This window comes from Pseudomonas sp. zfem002, from assembly GCF_032621685.1.
In the GTDB taxonomy this organism is placed as follows: domain Bacteria; phylum Pseudomonadota; class Gammaproteobacteria; order Pseudomonadales; family Pseudomonadaceae; genus Aquipseudomonas; species Aquipseudomonas japonica.
Genome location: NZ_JAVYJH010000013.1, coordinates 1 through 12,760 on the forward strand (window position 1 = coordinate 1; position 12,760 = coordinate 12,760).

At 64.7% G+C, this 12,760-nt stretch carries 14 protein-coding genes and 3 pseudogenes; 1 reads left to right on the forward strand and 16 read right to left on the reverse strand.

The features are described 5' to 3' along the window. Nucleotides 1-96: pseudogene (locus RTI28_RS16005) on the forward strand (hypothetical protein); the annotation flags it as partial. Between the two features lie 458 nt (nt 97-554). On the opposite strand, the gene RTI28_RS16010 reads toward RTI28_RS16005, so the two are convergent. From RTI28_RS16010 to RTI28_RS16085, 16 genes and pseudogenes are all read right to left on the reverse strand, one after another. Continuing rightward, entirely contained in the window at nt 555-1,328 is a 774-nt protein-coding gene (locus RTI28_RS16010) for a glucose 1-dehydrogenase (protein ID WP_316921354.1), read from the reverse strand. A 15-nt stretch (nt 1,329-1,343) separates the two neighbouring features. Continuing rightward, complete coding sequence (locus RTI28_RS16015) at nt 1,344-2,159, reverse strand: glucose 1-dehydrogenase (RefSeq protein WP_316921355.1); 816 nt, start codon at nt 2,157-2,159, stop codon at nt 1,344-1,346. Nucleotides 2,160-2,240: 81 nt separating this feature from the next. Then, nucleotides 2,241-3,353 carry a saccharopine dehydrogenase family protein gene (locus RTI28_RS16020; RefSeq protein ID WP_316921356.1) on the reverse strand — a complete coding sequence of 371 codons (1,113 nt, stop codon included), beginning with the start codon at nt 3,351-3,353 and terminating at the stop codon, nt 2,241-2,243. A gap of 17 nt (nt 3,354-3,370) precedes the next feature. After that, a complete protein-coding gene (locus tag RTI28_RS16025) occupies nt 3,371-4,990 on the reverse strand; it encodes a class I adenylate-forming enzyme family protein (RefSeq protein WP_316921357.1) in 1,620 nt (539 codons plus the stop codon). A gap of 9 nt (nt 4,991-4,999) precedes the next feature. Next, nucleotides 5,000-6,274, reverse strand: a complete 1,275-nt coding sequence (locus tag RTI28_RS16030; protein WP_316921358.1) for a thiolase family protein — start codon at nt 6,272-6,274, stop codon at nt 5,000-5,002. Continuing rightward, nucleotides 6,274-7,548, reverse strand: a complete 1,275-nt coding sequence (locus RTI28_RS16035) for an acyl-CoA dehydrogenase (protein WP_316921359.1) — start codon at nt 7,546-7,548, stop codon at nt 6,274-6,276. Before RTI28_RS16035 ends, RTI28_RS16030 begins: the two co-directional genes overlap by 1 nt. Nucleotides 7,549-7,786: 238 nt before the next feature. After that, nucleotides 7,787-7,996, reverse strand: a pseudogene (locus tag RTI28_RS16040) (methyl-accepting chemotaxis protein); the annotation flags it as partial. 81 nt (nt 7,997-8,077) lie between these two features. Next, nucleotides 8,078-9,064 (reverse strand): annotated as a pseudogene (locus RTI28_RS16045) (PAS domain-containing protein); the annotation flags it as partial. Between the two features lie 273 nt (nt 9,065-9,337). Next, the gene (locus tag RTI28_RS16050) at nt 9,338-9,703 is read right to left on the reverse strand and encodes a Mor transcription activator family protein (RefSeq protein WP_316921360.1); all 366 of its coding nucleotides are present in this window, start codon (nt 9,701-9,703) and stop codon (nt 9,338-9,340) included. After that, nucleotides 9,700-10,149, reverse strand: a complete 450-nt coding sequence (locus RTI28_RS16055; RefSeq protein WP_316921361.1) for a regulatory protein GemA — start codon at nt 10,147-10,149, stop codon at nt 9,700-9,702. Before RTI28_RS16055 ends, RTI28_RS16050 begins: the two co-directional genes overlap by 4 nt. After that, nucleotides 10,146-10,367: a hypothetical protein gene (locus RTI28_RS16060; protein ID WP_316921362.1), complete on the reverse strand. Its 222-nt coding sequence runs from the start codon at nt 10,365-10,367 to the stop codon at nt 10,146-10,148. Before RTI28_RS16060 ends, RTI28_RS16055 begins: the two co-directional genes overlap by 4 nt. Nucleotide 10,368: 1 nt before the next feature. After that, entirely contained in the window at nt 10,369-11,058 is a 690-nt protein-coding gene (locus tag RTI28_RS16065) for a DUF2786 domain-containing protein (RefSeq protein ID WP_316921363.1), read from the reverse strand. Nucleotide 11,059: 1 nt separating this feature from the next. Continuing rightward, complete coding sequence (locus tag RTI28_RS16070; RefSeq protein WP_316921364.1) at nt 11,060-11,695, reverse strand: DUF3164 family protein; 636 nt, start codon at nt 11,693-11,695, stop codon at nt 11,060-11,062. Then, on the reverse strand, nt 11,688-11,888 hold the full coding sequence (locus tag RTI28_RS16075; RefSeq protein WP_316921365.1) for a hypothetical protein: 201 nt from the start codon (nt 11,886-11,888) through the stop codon (nt 11,688-11,690). Before RTI28_RS16075 ends, RTI28_RS16070 begins: the two co-directional genes overlap by 8 nt. Next, nucleotides 11,888-12,400, reverse strand: a complete 513-nt coding sequence (locus RTI28_RS16080; protein WP_316921366.1) for a hypothetical protein — start codon at nt 12,398-12,400, stop codon at nt 11,888-11,890. The genes RTI28_RS16075 and RTI28_RS16080 overlap by 1 nt, the downstream gene beginning before the upstream one ends. After that, nucleotides 12,397-12,759 (reverse strand): hypothetical protein, encoded by a 363-nt coding sequence (locus RTI28_RS16085; RefSeq protein ID WP_316921367.1) that lies wholly within the window; start codon nt 12,757-12,759, stop codon nt 12,397-12,399. Before RTI28_RS16085 ends, RTI28_RS16080 begins: the two co-directional genes overlap by 4 nt. Between the last annotated feature and the right edge of the window lies 1 nt (nt 12,760).

Sequence of the window (12,760 nt, forward strand, 5' to 3'; positions counted from 1 at the left end):
CGCCTGTGCGCCAACGTGCCATCGCAGCATGCGATCCAGACCGCCCTGGGCGGCTACCAGAGCATCAACGACCTGGTGCTGCCGCCGGGAAACGTGCCATGGCCTGTGGGATTTGGGTTGTCAGCCTTTGTTTTTTCGGCGATGTATCGCTTCGACTCGATATCGAGTCGAACCCAACAGGCGGTCAACCATGGCCTGTCAGGCATAGGCACGTTGCAACAAATGTGGGAGCGGATTCATCCGCGATGCGCCGCGCGGGCGGCGCTCGGTCTTGAGAGCGCTGCAAGACTCAGAACAGGTACCTGCCAGCCCTGATGCAATCTCCAGTCAAATCATCGGACGCGCCAAAAAAGGTTCTTCACGGGATTTCGGGGTTGCAGGGGGGGCAACCCCAAGCTCCCGGAACTACCGCAAGTGCAGCGGATGCTGATGAAAATGAACGGCGGGCTGCCCTCCTCCGCGCTGGAGAGGTGCTGGAAGAAAAACCCCGGACGCAAGCCAAGCGTCCGGGGACACGCAGAAGCACCGGATCAGTTCGGGTCGATCACCCTCGACTATTGAGCGAGATAACCACCATCGACCACCAGATCGGCGCCGGTCATGTAGCTGGAGTCGTCGCTGGCCAGGAACAGCATGGCCTTGGCGATCTCTTCAGGTCGGGCCATGCGACCCATGGGGATGCGCTGGCGCAGATACTCCAGCATGCCCTGCGCCTGCTCGTCCGGCGCGGCGGCCAAAGCGCCCTGCACCATCGGCGTTTCGACATAGCCGGGGCACAACGCATTGACCCGGATGGCGTAGCCCTGACGCGCGCAATGCGCCGCGACCGAGCGCGTGAGCAAGCGTACGGCGCCCTTGCTGGCGTTGTAGGCCGGCACCAGCGGTTCACCGATCAGGCCCTCGATGGACGACACGTTGATGATCGCGCCGCCGCGCGCCTTCATCCGCCTGATGGCCTGTTGCGTACCGAGGAACACGCTGTCCAGGTTGCAGGCCAGCGTATGCCGCCACTGCTCCAGACTCAGTTGCTCGACATCGCAGAAGGCGCCCACGCCAGCGTTGTTGACCAGCACGTCGATGCGTCCGAACAGCTTCTCGCAGAAGTCCAGCGTGTTGCCCCATTGCGCCGGGTCGGTGACATCCTGTTGAAGGAAGCCCACCGTCAGCCCCTGCTCGTCCAGAGCATTGGCCGCCGCGAGGCCGTCAACCTGGTCGATATCGGTGAGCAGTACGCTCGCGCCCTCCCGGGCAAACAGTTCCGCAGTGCTCAGGCCGATACCCTTGGCCGCGCCGGTGATCAAACAGACCTTGTCTTGCAAACGTCCCATCATCTGTATCCTCAGTTATCGCGCACTCAATCCACCATCGAGCACCAGCTCGGTGCCGTTGACCCAGCAGGCCGCATCGGAGGCCAGGTACAGAATCGCACTGGCGACATCCCGCGGCTGGCCGTAGCCCAGCGGGTGCATGCTTTGCATGAGGCTCTCCGCCTGCGCCTCGTCGGCAACCAGGCCGACATCGGCGAAGCCGCGCACGACGTTGGCACCCAACTCGGTCTTGACGATGGCCGGATGCAGCGAGTTGACCCGGATGCCATAGCCCAACGCCGCGAACTCCACCGCCGCAGCCTTGGTCAGCAGGCGCACCGCGCCCTTGGATGAGCAGTAGCTGCCAAGCCCCGGCACACCCACCAGAGCGGCCACGGACGAGAGGTTGACGATCGCCCCGCCACGCCCGGCGGCGCCCCCCGGACGCATCGCGCGGGAGGCGTGCTTGAGGCCGAGGAATACCCCGGAAACGTTGATCTCGTGCACCCGCTGGAAATCTTCCAGGCGGGTTTCGGTGATCAGCCCGACCTGTTCGATGCCGGCGTTGTTCACCAGCACGTCCAGGCCACCGCACACCTCGACGACCTCGGCAACCACCGCCTGCCAATCCGACTCCTGGGTGACGTCATGCTTCAGCGCCAGTGCCTGGCCACCCTGCTCGCGAATGCGCGCGGCAGTCTCCTGCGCCACCTCCGGCAGGATGTCGCTGATCACTACGCGGGCCCCGGCGCGGGCCAGCGCTTCGGCGGTCTGGGCCCCCAGTCCGCGCGCCGCGCCGGTGATCAAGGCAACCTTGCCGGACAGGCCGAAGGTACTCAGCAGTTCTTTCATGTCCACGAACCTCCCTGATAAAAAAAAACGGCGCGAGCCATCGCAGGCCCGCACCGCAAAGCGTCGATTCGACGAAGTGGATCAGTTGCGCACGATGACTTTGGTCAGACCATCACGCTCCATCGCGGCCAGCAGGTAGCGCGCGCCGAAGGCCGCCGCCGGGCTGACGAAACCGCGGGCGGCGACCTGGCCGGCGAGGATCCGCTCGATACCGGCCACGGCCACCGAACCGGCCTGCTCGTAGCCGCAGTTGCCCTGCAGGATCACCGTGGACTGGCTGGACGGACCACTGCCGTGGCAGGAAATCACCGCGCGGCAGTGCTCCGGGTTTTCCCGCGGCGGCTCCAGCGGCGTCCACTCGTGGCCCCAGCCGTTGGTCACCTCTTCCTGCTCCTGCGCCGACTTGAAGCGGTGCACTTCGTTGAACTCGCGGGCCAGCTTGAGCACGCTGCTCATCACCGTCGGGTTGCCGAAGTTCACCAGCATGCTGCAGTTGCGCACGCGCGCGTCGTCCAGGTACCACACCGGCTCGCCACCGCCACTCCACGGCAGGCAATCGAGGACCTGGTGGAAGGTCGGCGCCACCGCGTGGTACGGCGTGGCGGGCTGCCACTCGACCAGCTCACGCTGCGCCAGGTGGTACTGCGGCTGGCAGCACATGCGCAGGAACGACAGCGTCGAGCTGACCGAGGGCAGGGACCCACGGGTGACGTAGACCAGGTCCAGGGTGTCGATGCCGGGGGTCTCCAGGCAGACCTCCGCGGCCAGGTGGCCGGACGTCCACATGAAGGCCAGCGCCGGGATCAGCACGACGCCGCGCTCGGCATAGGCCGCACCGTACTTCTCGCGCACATGGAGCATCCAGTCCTGCTCGCCGGTGCTGTCCAGGTAGTGACAGCCCGCGGCCAGGGCGGCGCGCACCATCGGCTCGGCCAGTTGCATGAACGGGCCGACGGTGTTGTAGACCACCGCCTTGCCAGTCAGCAGCTCGGTCAGCGGGCCTTCTTCGTTGGCCACCTCGAGCACTTCATAACGGGCATCCTTGAGCTCCGCCTGGGTGGCGAACTGCTCGTGGATCTTCGCAGCGCTGCGGCCGGCGGCGATGAAGGGAATCTGGCGGGCCGCCAGGTGACGAGCGATCAGTTTGCCGGTGTAGCCACTGGCACCGTAGACCACGACCTTGATATCGGACATTTTCTTGTTCTCCTGTTTCATGCGGATCGTTGTTGTGAGGAGGCAGCACCCAGTTCGGCTTCGAGGCGCTCGCGCAGGATGCGTTCGAGCGGTTTCTCCGAGGCCGTCTTGGGAATCTCGTCAAGCAGTTGCACATGGCTGGGCAGCAGGTTGCGCGGCAGGTGCCGGGCGCAGTGCGCGAGCAGTTCACGGCGGTCCAGGTGCTGGCCGGGCAAGGCCACCACGGCGGCGACCACTTCCTTCTCGCCCGGCGCGCAGCTAGCGCTGGGCAGGCCGTAGACGTAGACGTCGGCGACCGGGCCCATCTCGGCGATGACCTTCTCGATCTGCGCCGGCTCGATGAACTCGCCGTTGCGGCGGATGCCGCTGCCGTCGCGATAGTCGAAGTGGACCCAGCCGTGCTCGTCCTGGTGGCCGATGTCGCCGGAATGGAACCAGCCACCCTGGGTCTTGGCCGCGGATGCCTGCGGGTTGTTCAGGTAGGCCACCGGCGGGTGCGCGCCGCCGTCGGCGGCGCGGAAGCAGATCTCGCCGCGCTGGCCGGCCGCCACTTCGCCGCCCTCGCTGTCGAGGATCGCGCAGCGCAGGTGCGTCGGCGGCTTGCCGATGGAGCCGATCGGGCCGCCTGGCGGGTTGAGGGTCAGGCCGCCTTCGGCGGTGCCGTAGAACTCGAAGATCTCGACGTCGAAACGTCGGGCGAAGTCCTGCCAGATGCTCGCCGGCATGCCGGCGCTGAACACGTAGCGCACCGGGTTGTCAGCGTCGTCCGCACGCGGCGGTTCGGAGTACACGGCGGTGGTCATGCCGCCGAGCAGGTTGAACACGGTGCACTGGTAGCGACGCAGGATCTCCCACAGCCGCGACTTGGTGAACTGGCGGCTGATCACCGCGCGCAGGCCCATGAACAGGGCGTTGCCGAGGGTGATGCACTGGGCGTTGGCATGGGTCAGGCTGAGCCCGGTATAGGGCCGGTCGCCGGGCTGCAGGCCGACCTGGGCGCCAAGGCTGGCGATGGCGGCGAAGCGTGCATGGGGGGCGACGATGGCCTTGGGGTTGCCCGTGGTGCCGGAAGTGAACAGCAACTGCATCGGCTGTTGCGGATCGTTGGCGCGGATGGCGATGTCGGGCACGCGGTCTTCCAGCACGTCGCCCAGGGCGCGGATGCGAATGCGCGGGTGCACGGGCAGCTCGCCGATCTGCGCGCCGGTATCCAGCACCCACAGCCATTCCAGCTTCGGCAGGCGCGCGTCCAGCTCCAGCACTGCGGCCAGGGCGTGGTCGGCGACGATGGCGCCGCGGCTCGCGGAAAAGTCCAGCAGGTACTGCAGCTTGTCGCCACTGGCCCGCGCATCGATGGGCACGAACACGGTGCCGGCGATGGACGAGCCGACCATCGCCTCGACGAACTCGGGATGGTTGAACATGACCAGGGCGAAGGCATCGCCCTGGGCCATCCATTCGTCGTTGAGCCCGGAGGCGATGCGCTGGCCGTTCTCCCACAGCTGGCGGTAGCTGCGGGTGCAGTCGCGCAGTTGCTGGTCGGCATCGACGTGGACGAAGGTCAGCACATCGAGGTCCGGCTGCTCGGCAGCCTTGCGCTGGATGACGTGGGCCAGGATCAGGGAATCGTTGGACATGGAAGGCTCCTAGCGGGTCAGGATGGTCATGCTCATCACCGCGGCATCCGCGCCGATGAAGCCACCACCGTTCTCGGCCAGGCCGACGCTGGCGCCCTGCACCTGGCGCGCGCCACAGTTGCCGCGCAACTGCTCGACCAGTTCGAAGACCTGGCCCAGGCCGGTGGCGCCGATGGGATGGCCCTTGCGGTTGAGACCGCCGGACACGCTCACCGGAATGCGCCCGCCCAGCTCGGTGGCGCCGGACTCCAGGAGCGCCACGCCTTCGCCACGCCCGCACAGGCCGAGGCTTTCGTAGTACATCAGCTCCGAGGCCGAGGACGCATCGTGCAGCTCCACCAGGCTCAGGTCCTGCGGACCGACGCCGGCGGCCTGGTAGGCCAGGCCGGATGCCCAGCGGGTCACTTCCGGGGTGTCGTCGTCGGTGTAGTCGTAGCCGCTGACGATCATCGAGGCGGCGACGCGGATCGGCTGGCGTGCGCCGAGCCGCTTGAGCGCCCGCTCGGAAACGATCACCGCCGCTGCCGCGCCGTCGCCGATCGGCGAACACATCGGCAGGGTCAGCGGGTCGGCGATCTTGCGCGAGGCGAGGATCTGCTCGACGCTGAGCACGTCCTGGAACTGCGCGCGCGGGTTGAGCGCGCCGTGCCGGGAGTTCTTCGCGGTGACCATGGCCAGGTGACGCGCCTCGCCGCCGGCCATGGCCAGGTAGTCGCGCGCCCAGGTGGCGTAGATGTCCATGAACAACGAGCGATCCTTGCCGGCCTGGGCCAGGTCGACCTGGGCACCGGAGCGCAGCAGGCCGTCCCGCAGGAAGCCGAGCACGGCGTCCTGCTCGTCGACATCGACGCAACCGTCGAAGACCGAGAAGGTGCGCGCCTTGTCCTCGTGGTAGAGCTTCTCGTAGCCCGCGGCGATGACCACGTCGTAGAGACCGTGGGTGACCATGCTGCAGGCCTGCTGGAACGCGGTGGACGCCGTGGCGCAGGCGTTCTCCACATTGACCACCGGGATACGCCCGACGCCCAGGCCGCGCAGCACCGCCTGGCCGGCGATGCACACCTGGCCGGTGATCACCGGCGCGGCGCCGGTACCCATCCAGGCCGCTTCGAGCTGGCGCGCCTCGATACCGGCGTCGTCCAGCGCCTGCTTGATCGCCTCGCGCGCCAGGCTGTTGAGGCTGCGCCCCAGGTGCTTGCCGAAGCGGGTCATGCCGACGCCGATGACGTAGGCGTTCTGCCGTGCATTGCGGATCAGTTGCTGGTCCAGTTCGCTGACACTCATCACAGCCACTCCTGGTTGATCAGGTTGTAGCCGCCCTTGATCGCGAGGATCTGGTTGCAGCCGTCCTCGATCATCGAGGCGCGGGCATCGCGGAAGATCTTCTCCACCGGGTACTCGCGGGTCAGGCCGTTGCCGCCGAACATCTGGATGGCGTCGCTGGCGACCTCGAACGCATGCTCGGTGGCGGTGACCTTGGCCAGCATCGCCGCCTGCAGCGCCGGCACCGACGACAGGTTGTTGAAGCGCGCGACGCGGCGGGTCAGCGCCTGGGCGGCCTCGACCTTGCGCAGCATGTGGAACAGGCGCCGGGCCACGTCCTGGTGGCGAATGATCGGCTGGCCGCCCTGCTTGCGTTCATGGGCATAGGCCAGCGCGTGGTCGTAGGCCGAGCGCGCCACGCCGGTGAAGGTCGCGGCCATCAGCAGGTTGGCGTCGGTGTGGATCGCATAGACCGCGCGCTTGTAGTCATCCGGACCGGCAAGGATGTGGTCGAGGCTGACCTTGACGTTGTCGAAGTACAGCTCGCCCTGGGGCAGCGGACGCTGGCCCATTTTCTCCAGCGGCCTGCCCCGGGAAACGCCGGGCAGGTTGGTCGGCACGACGACGCAGTAGCCGTGCTGGGTGTCCGGGCCACTCGCGGTCTCGGCGGCGCAATACAGCACGCAGAGGTCGGCGATGCAGCCGTTGGAAACCCAGGCGGATTTCTGCCCGTTGATCACCAGCTGGCCGTCGCTGATCCGCGCCACGCAGTTGGGCCGGCCATAGCTGCCCTGGGCATGGAAGATCTGCCGGCTGACATCCAGCGAGTCGGAACCGTGGTCCGGTTCGGTGATGCCCCAGCAGCCGATCAGTTGCTCGGAATACTCCTTGAGGACGAACGAGTTGCCCAGCTTGGCCGCCATGTACAGCGGCAGCATGCGCGTGGCCGCCGAGATCGCCAGGCCGGCATCGCCCCAGCCGAGTTCCTCGAACAGCAGCGGGAACATCACCGCGCGCTGCTCGTCGTCGAGGCTGGCCAGCAGCTCCTGGCTGATGCCGAGCTTGTCGTACTCGGCGAAGAACTCATACAGGCGCGAGCCCTTGGCCGCTACCTGTTCGGCGCTGAGGCGATCCAGCTCCAGGCCGATCGGGCGCATGACCTTGCTGGCGAACTGGCGCAGGCTCTGGCGGAAGGCTTCGGACTCTTCGTCCAGCGGCGGCTCGCAGGCCCAGGGACCCAGGGTGACCCTGGGTTCGGCAGGCCATTGCTGCGGGGGCAGGTTGCTAGGGTTCATAGGGTGGACTCCTGTTGTGTCGGGAGTCACCGGCCAGCCGACCGGTGACGATGAAATCACTGGGCGGGCGTGGTCTGGGAAACAGCGAGGGCCGCGGCGGCGGGACGAACGAGGGCACGGGGGCTCGACATGGGGGGATACCTGCTGATTGTTCTTGTATGAACCGATCATGCCGGCTCGCCGGATGCCCGACGTCCCCCCGGCACTGGTGGCCGATGGGGGGAGCTCACTCCACCGCGGTCATCATTGCCTTGGCCTGCTGCGTCGCCTCGGTGGTGCGGATCGCCAGGGTGCGCACTTCGTCCGCGACCACGGCGAAACCCCGGCCGAGGTCGCCGGCACGGGCCGCCTCGATCGCCGCATTGAGGGCCAGCAGGTTGGTCTGGGTGGCGATGCCCTGGATGGTGCCGACGATGGCGCCGAGCTTCTGCAGGTTGTCCTGCAGCGCCGCGTGCTGACGCGCCTGCAGGCGGCGCAGCTGGCTTTCCTCGTACTCGTCCTGGGCATCGACCAGCGACCCCATCACCCGCAGGGGCAGGCCCTGGGCGTCGCGACAGGCCATGCCACGGGCGCGGAACCAGCTGTAGCCGCCATTCCTCAGTTGCAGGCGGTAGCTCAGTTCCAGCGGGCCGGACGCCTCGCGCCGGGTCATGTACTCGGCGAAGGCCTGCAGCACGTTCGGCCGGTCCTCGGGGTGCAGGCGCGAGGCCCAGCTGTCCAGCTCCGCGGGAAAGTGCTCGCCCTCGTCGAAGCCGAGCAGGCGGATGAACTGCGGCGACCACCAGAGCCGGTTGCGCGGGTTCACCGGATCACCCTCGACCACCTCCATCTCCCACAGCGCCTCGCGGATGGTTTCGCGCATCAGCTGGAAGCGCTGCTCGCTGGTTTCCAGGGTTTCGCCCAGGCGCCGGCCGTCGTCGATATCGCGCAGCGTGCAGATCAGCCTGACACCCTTGCCGTCGGCCTCGGCCAGGCTGTCGCAGCGAATCTGGAACCAGCGGTAGGCGCCAGCCGCCAGGCGCAGCCGGTACGCCGCCGGGGGGCGAGCGGTAGCGGTCTTGAGGTTGCCGTGGACGAAACGCTGCAGGCTGCTGCGCTCGTCCGGATGCACGCAGGCGAGGAAGGCGCCGAGGCGGCTGGCCGGATCGAGGCCGAGCACGCCGCGCAGGCTCGCCGACAAAAGCAGCTCGGCCTCCAGCGGCAACGTGCCGTCGCCGGCGACGCGGATTTCCCAGCAACCATCGGCGCAGGCGGCCATGACGTCGCTGCGCTTGCGTTCATGGGCGAGGTCGGCCAGCAGTCGCGCGTTGTCGGCTTCGAGCAGGCCTCGCCCGACGGCGGCCTCTTCGACCTGCCGCGCCAGGGCGTCCAGGCGCTGCTGCAGGCACTGCAGCGCGGTTTCCGCGCGGGCGGCCAGGCGTCGATCGGAAAGCGCAGAGGCGTCATCGTCACCGGCCAGGGCGACGATTCGATGCAACAGATTGCGAATGCTGAAGGCGGAAGATAACAGGTACATGTGCAACTCCCGGGCAGAGGTGAGGGGGCCCTGAAAAGCATCACTCCCGCAGAGGCGGGAGTGATGGGTGGTGGAGGATGTGCCGCGTGCTAGGTCGTCACTTGCCGGCCGCTTCGAGCTTGCCCAGGGTGAAGTCGGACTCCTTGGTGATGGGGACTGAGATAAACCCTAGGGGAGTGGCGAGATAAATCCGGGATAGTCCGGCAAGCGATGGGCCAAGGTGGGATGGCAACTGCAATTGTGTTGCGCATACTGCAATGATGTGAAACCCGGTCAATCGTGACCGGGCGGGCTGAACATATCAGGTTGGCGGCTATTCAGATCAGCCTTACGTAGCACCTTGATCACTCGGTAGATGAACGGCAGTGAGAAGCCATACTTGCGAGCCAGCTCACGGTGGTTGTTCCCCTTCCATTCTTCGTAGATCTGATGATGTATGCGCGACGCCTCGATACGAACACCCTTGGGCATATACAACATTTGCCCACCCCACTGCTCAATCATGCGCATAGCTACGTCAGTTCCCAAAGCGGTGCCGGCGTCCTTCGATACGCCGAAGGCATCGATGGCCGCAACTGCTACCTGCTCGGCCAGGTCATCCAGTAGATCCCCAGCCGGACCTCGACTTACGCCTTTCATGCCTCCACCTGCTCTTTGCGAGCAATCCACTGTTTCAACGATTCGATGACCTGGTGTGCCTGCTTGGCGTCGAGCCATTGCAGAGCGTGCGCGCCCGTTTGGCCGCGGACGAACTTGACCAGAGCTTCCTCAGATGAATCCCGCAGTGCTCCCTGGTCACGTAAGGTCAGCCACAGCGACCGAATCTTCTTGGACCAAGGGTCAGCGGCCACTGGCCGCTTGCCCTTGTTGTTTGGACGAACCTTGAATCCCTTTGCCTTGAGTTGCTCCAAAACCAGATGAAGCTTTGGAACGCTCAACTTGGCTGTCGAAGTTGCCCCGCCAAGGCCAGGCATCGCTGCAAGCATCAGGCGATAGGTGTCCTCGTCCATCTGAAGTTCGCGACGAGCAACATGGATCAGCTTGATCAGACGCAGCCGATCAGAATTGGACGGTGTAGTAGTCACAAGCTGTTCTCCCGTTCGTTCGAGGCAGGGGTTGTGAGCTTCTCCAACTGACGAATCCGGCTATGCAGCTTCTTTTCCACGGCCTTCTGCAGGTGGGGCAAAGCGAGCGCAGCACGGCATTGGTCGACATTGAAATGCTCAAGGGCGCGGATGCGGCTTTCGGTATCCACCGGGCCATACTCCTGACCGGGCCGGTTGAATGGGTTGGGTTGCGACATATCACACCCCCTGGGTCAGCCGCGCGACTGGTTGATGCCCAACTGCATGATGCAGTTGCGCGGAGCGGCCAGCCTCATACCCGGCGTCACCCGCCACTTCGTCGCGGGCCTTGAGCTTGCGGCGCTTCATCTTGGCCTGGCCGAGATTCGGGTACTTCTTCTCCATGTATGCCTGAATGGCCTCGGCTATGTTGTCCTCGACCCCAGCGAATTGCTCGACCTTGGCCGAAACAGCATCAATCCAACCGTGTGCGAAGGCATCGCCGCGCGCTACCTTGGTGGCGCGTTTGCAACGTTTCTGCGTCGCAAGGAAGTCCCGCCGAGCCTTTTGTAGTTGGCGCTCCAATACCTGGTACGCATAGCCGGCCAGCTCTGGTGCCGCCCCGCAACCGATGAAGATGAATGAGGCGTGCTCGAACCAAGGAGCACTAATAATGAAGTGCGCGCCGAAAGCCTCCGCGCAGACATGGGCCAGGCGCACACGCCAGGCAGGTGGGTCGCTCTCTGATCCAGCAGCCACCTTGGCCTCACCAGCCATACTGGCCAGCACGTCCCCCATCTCCAGGTTGTAGGCCTCCATCAGCTTGTGGGCCTGGCGTAGGGCTATCTCTGCCTCGTTCGGGTTGGAGCCTTTGCCCTTGGCCATTTCCAGGCATTTCTTGATCTTGTCGAGGATGCGGTCCTGGTCCACGTCACACCCCCGCCAACGTCAGATTGATCGGCAGGTACTGATCTGTGTTGCCATGCCGCTTGTACACGCGGATATAGACGGCGGTGCCGTTCACCTGGATAGAGTCCTTGAGTGCCTGCATCGCGGTCTTCCAGACGGGATCGTTGATCTCGATACGCAGCAAGCTCAGCACATCCTTGACCATGAGCTGCCCCTGTTTGTTGGCCCGGAACGCCCGGTCAACAAGCACCCGCAAATGGTTGTTTGCACCTTCGGACCAATCGCTGATGCAATTGTTGATGAGTTCGCGCGCCGCCAGGATCTCTTCGGTGAAGACGATACGGTCAGCGAAGGTGCGCTCGATCTTGTACTGTCCGTCATAGGTAGTGATCGAAACGTTGCCTTTCTGCCCGCCAAGCTTGACGCCGTATCGCTCAGATGAAACGGCAATTAGGTCCGCGATATCCGCCAGAGCCTGCTTCTTGAATTCGGCCAGCAAAGCGCTGATGCGCTCAGCGGCGTTACCTAGGTCACGGGCAACACCGTCGCGCAGCTTGTCGTGCTCGCGCACCTGGTTCTCGGGCACTAGGTGTCCTGCAGCATTCATGACGAAACCTGACGGAATGGTGATCGAGGTCGCTTGTTTTGTGTCAGTCATCTTTCGCTTCCTCTTCAGAAACAGTAATCACAGTCATCTCGCTCAAGGCGATGAAAGCGTTAAGGGTGTGGCCGCAATCTTCACAGGTGACAACCACGTCAATCAGGTTCGCATCGTGAGCTGCGGAGGAAGCGGTGATTGAGGGATAAGGGACACCACATTTCTTGCAGTCGCTATCCAGGTGTTCGCTCATCAGTGCGTCCTCCCATCCATAGGCTTGGTGTTTTGCTGATAGGCCAACGCAAAGGCCCTAAGCCTGGCTGCAGCAGTTTCCCCATCCCCGGCCAAGTACGCCTCGCACATGGCAGCCAGGTCCTGGCTAACACGCTGGGATATTGCGACAAAGTTGGTGTGCTGGATGTACAGATCGTTGTAGCGATTGCACTCTGTCACCAGTGCTTTGCGAAGCGTTTCGACGGTTTCTTCCTCAACTGCGGCCGCCGCTTGATCCGGGTCAAGCCATCCTTGACTTCGCTGACGCCGTGAAAGCTCCAACACCTTGTGAGCCTCCTCCTCAATGGCGTCCACGCTGCTGTAGTTCCCATCGACGAGGTCGCAGACGAACTCTTCCAGTGGTCTCGATTCAGCAAGAGCGTGGCCAGCCGCCCACGAAACAACCTCACCTCCTGCAGCTTCGCGTGGAACCTCCTTGCTGGTGGAACCACGAATAATCAGAGTGTCGTAGCGGTCGGTAAGATTGCTCATTGATCTTGCTCCCTCACCGGCGTGAACCACACCACGCGTACGCCTTGGATTGTGACCATGTTCCTGGTGCGGCTACCGGAAGTCTTCCAGCAAGCGCCTTGCCACTGCTGGCGGAACACGACTGCGAGAAAATCAGCGGTCTCAGCCGCAATGAAAATCGTCACGTCCAGAACAACCGTCGCCTCGATCCGAACGCCAGCCTTGCGCAGACTCCGGGATACCGAGTTGATGGCCGCCAGCTTTTGAGCCAGCTCAGGAGTCAAGGTGTTGCAGGCCGGCAAGGTCCGCTCCACCGGGGCGACAGAACCCGGCACCAGGTGCAGATGCCTGATAGGCGCGCTTGGATTTATGGTCGCCATC

Excerpts from the sequence above, each read along its gene's own strand:
- RTI28_RS16085 (WP_316921367.1), bottom strand. The coding sequence starts at position 12,759 with ATGGCGACCATAAATCCAAGCGCGCCTATCAGGCATCTGCACCTGGTG.
- RTI28_RS16080 (WP_316921366.1), bottom strand. The coding sequence starts at position 12,400 with ATGAGCAATCTTACCGACCGCTACGACACTCTGATTATTCGTGGTTCC.
- RTI28_RS16050 (WP_316921360.1), bottom strand. The coding sequence starts at position 9,703 with ATGAAAGGCGTAAGTCGAGGTCCGGCTGGGGATCTACTGGATGACCTG.
- RTI28_RS16025 (WP_316921357.1), bottom strand. The coding sequence starts at position 4,990 with ATGTCCAACGATTCCCTGATCCTGGCCCACGTCATCCAGCGCAAGGCT.
- RTI28_RS16060 (WP_316921362.1), bottom strand. The coding sequence starts at position 10,367 with ATGTCGCAACCCAACCCATTCAACCGGCCCGGTCAGGAGTATGGCCCG.
- RTI28_RS16070 (WP_316921364.1), bottom strand. The coding sequence starts at position 11,695 with ATGACTGACACAAAACAAGCGACCTCGATCACCATTCCGTCAGGTTTC.
- RTI28_RS16035 (WP_316921359.1), bottom strand. The coding sequence starts at position 7,548 with ATGAACCCTAGCAACCTGCCCCCGCAGCAATGGCCTGCCGAACCCAGG.
- RTI28_RS16020 (WP_316921356.1), bottom strand. The coding sequence starts at position 3,353 with ATGTCCGATATCAAGGTCGTGGTCTACGGTGCCAGTGGCTACACCGGC.
- RTI28_RS16030 (WP_316921358.1), bottom strand. The coding sequence starts at position 6,274 with ATGAGTGTCAGCGAACTGGACCAGCAACTGATCCGCAATGCACGGCAG.
- RTI28_RS16075 (WP_316921365.1), bottom strand. The coding sequence starts at position 11,888 with ATGAGCGAACACCTGGATAGCGACTGCAAGAAATGTGGTGTCCCTTAT.
- RTI28_RS16010 (WP_316921354.1), bottom strand. The coding sequence starts at position 1,328 with ATGGGACGTTTGCAAGACAAGGTCTGTTTGATCACCGGCGCGGCCAAG.
- RTI28_RS16015 (WP_316921355.1), bottom strand. The coding sequence starts at position 2,159 with ATGAAAGAACTGCTGAGTACCTTCGGCCTGTCCGGCAAGGTTGCCTTG.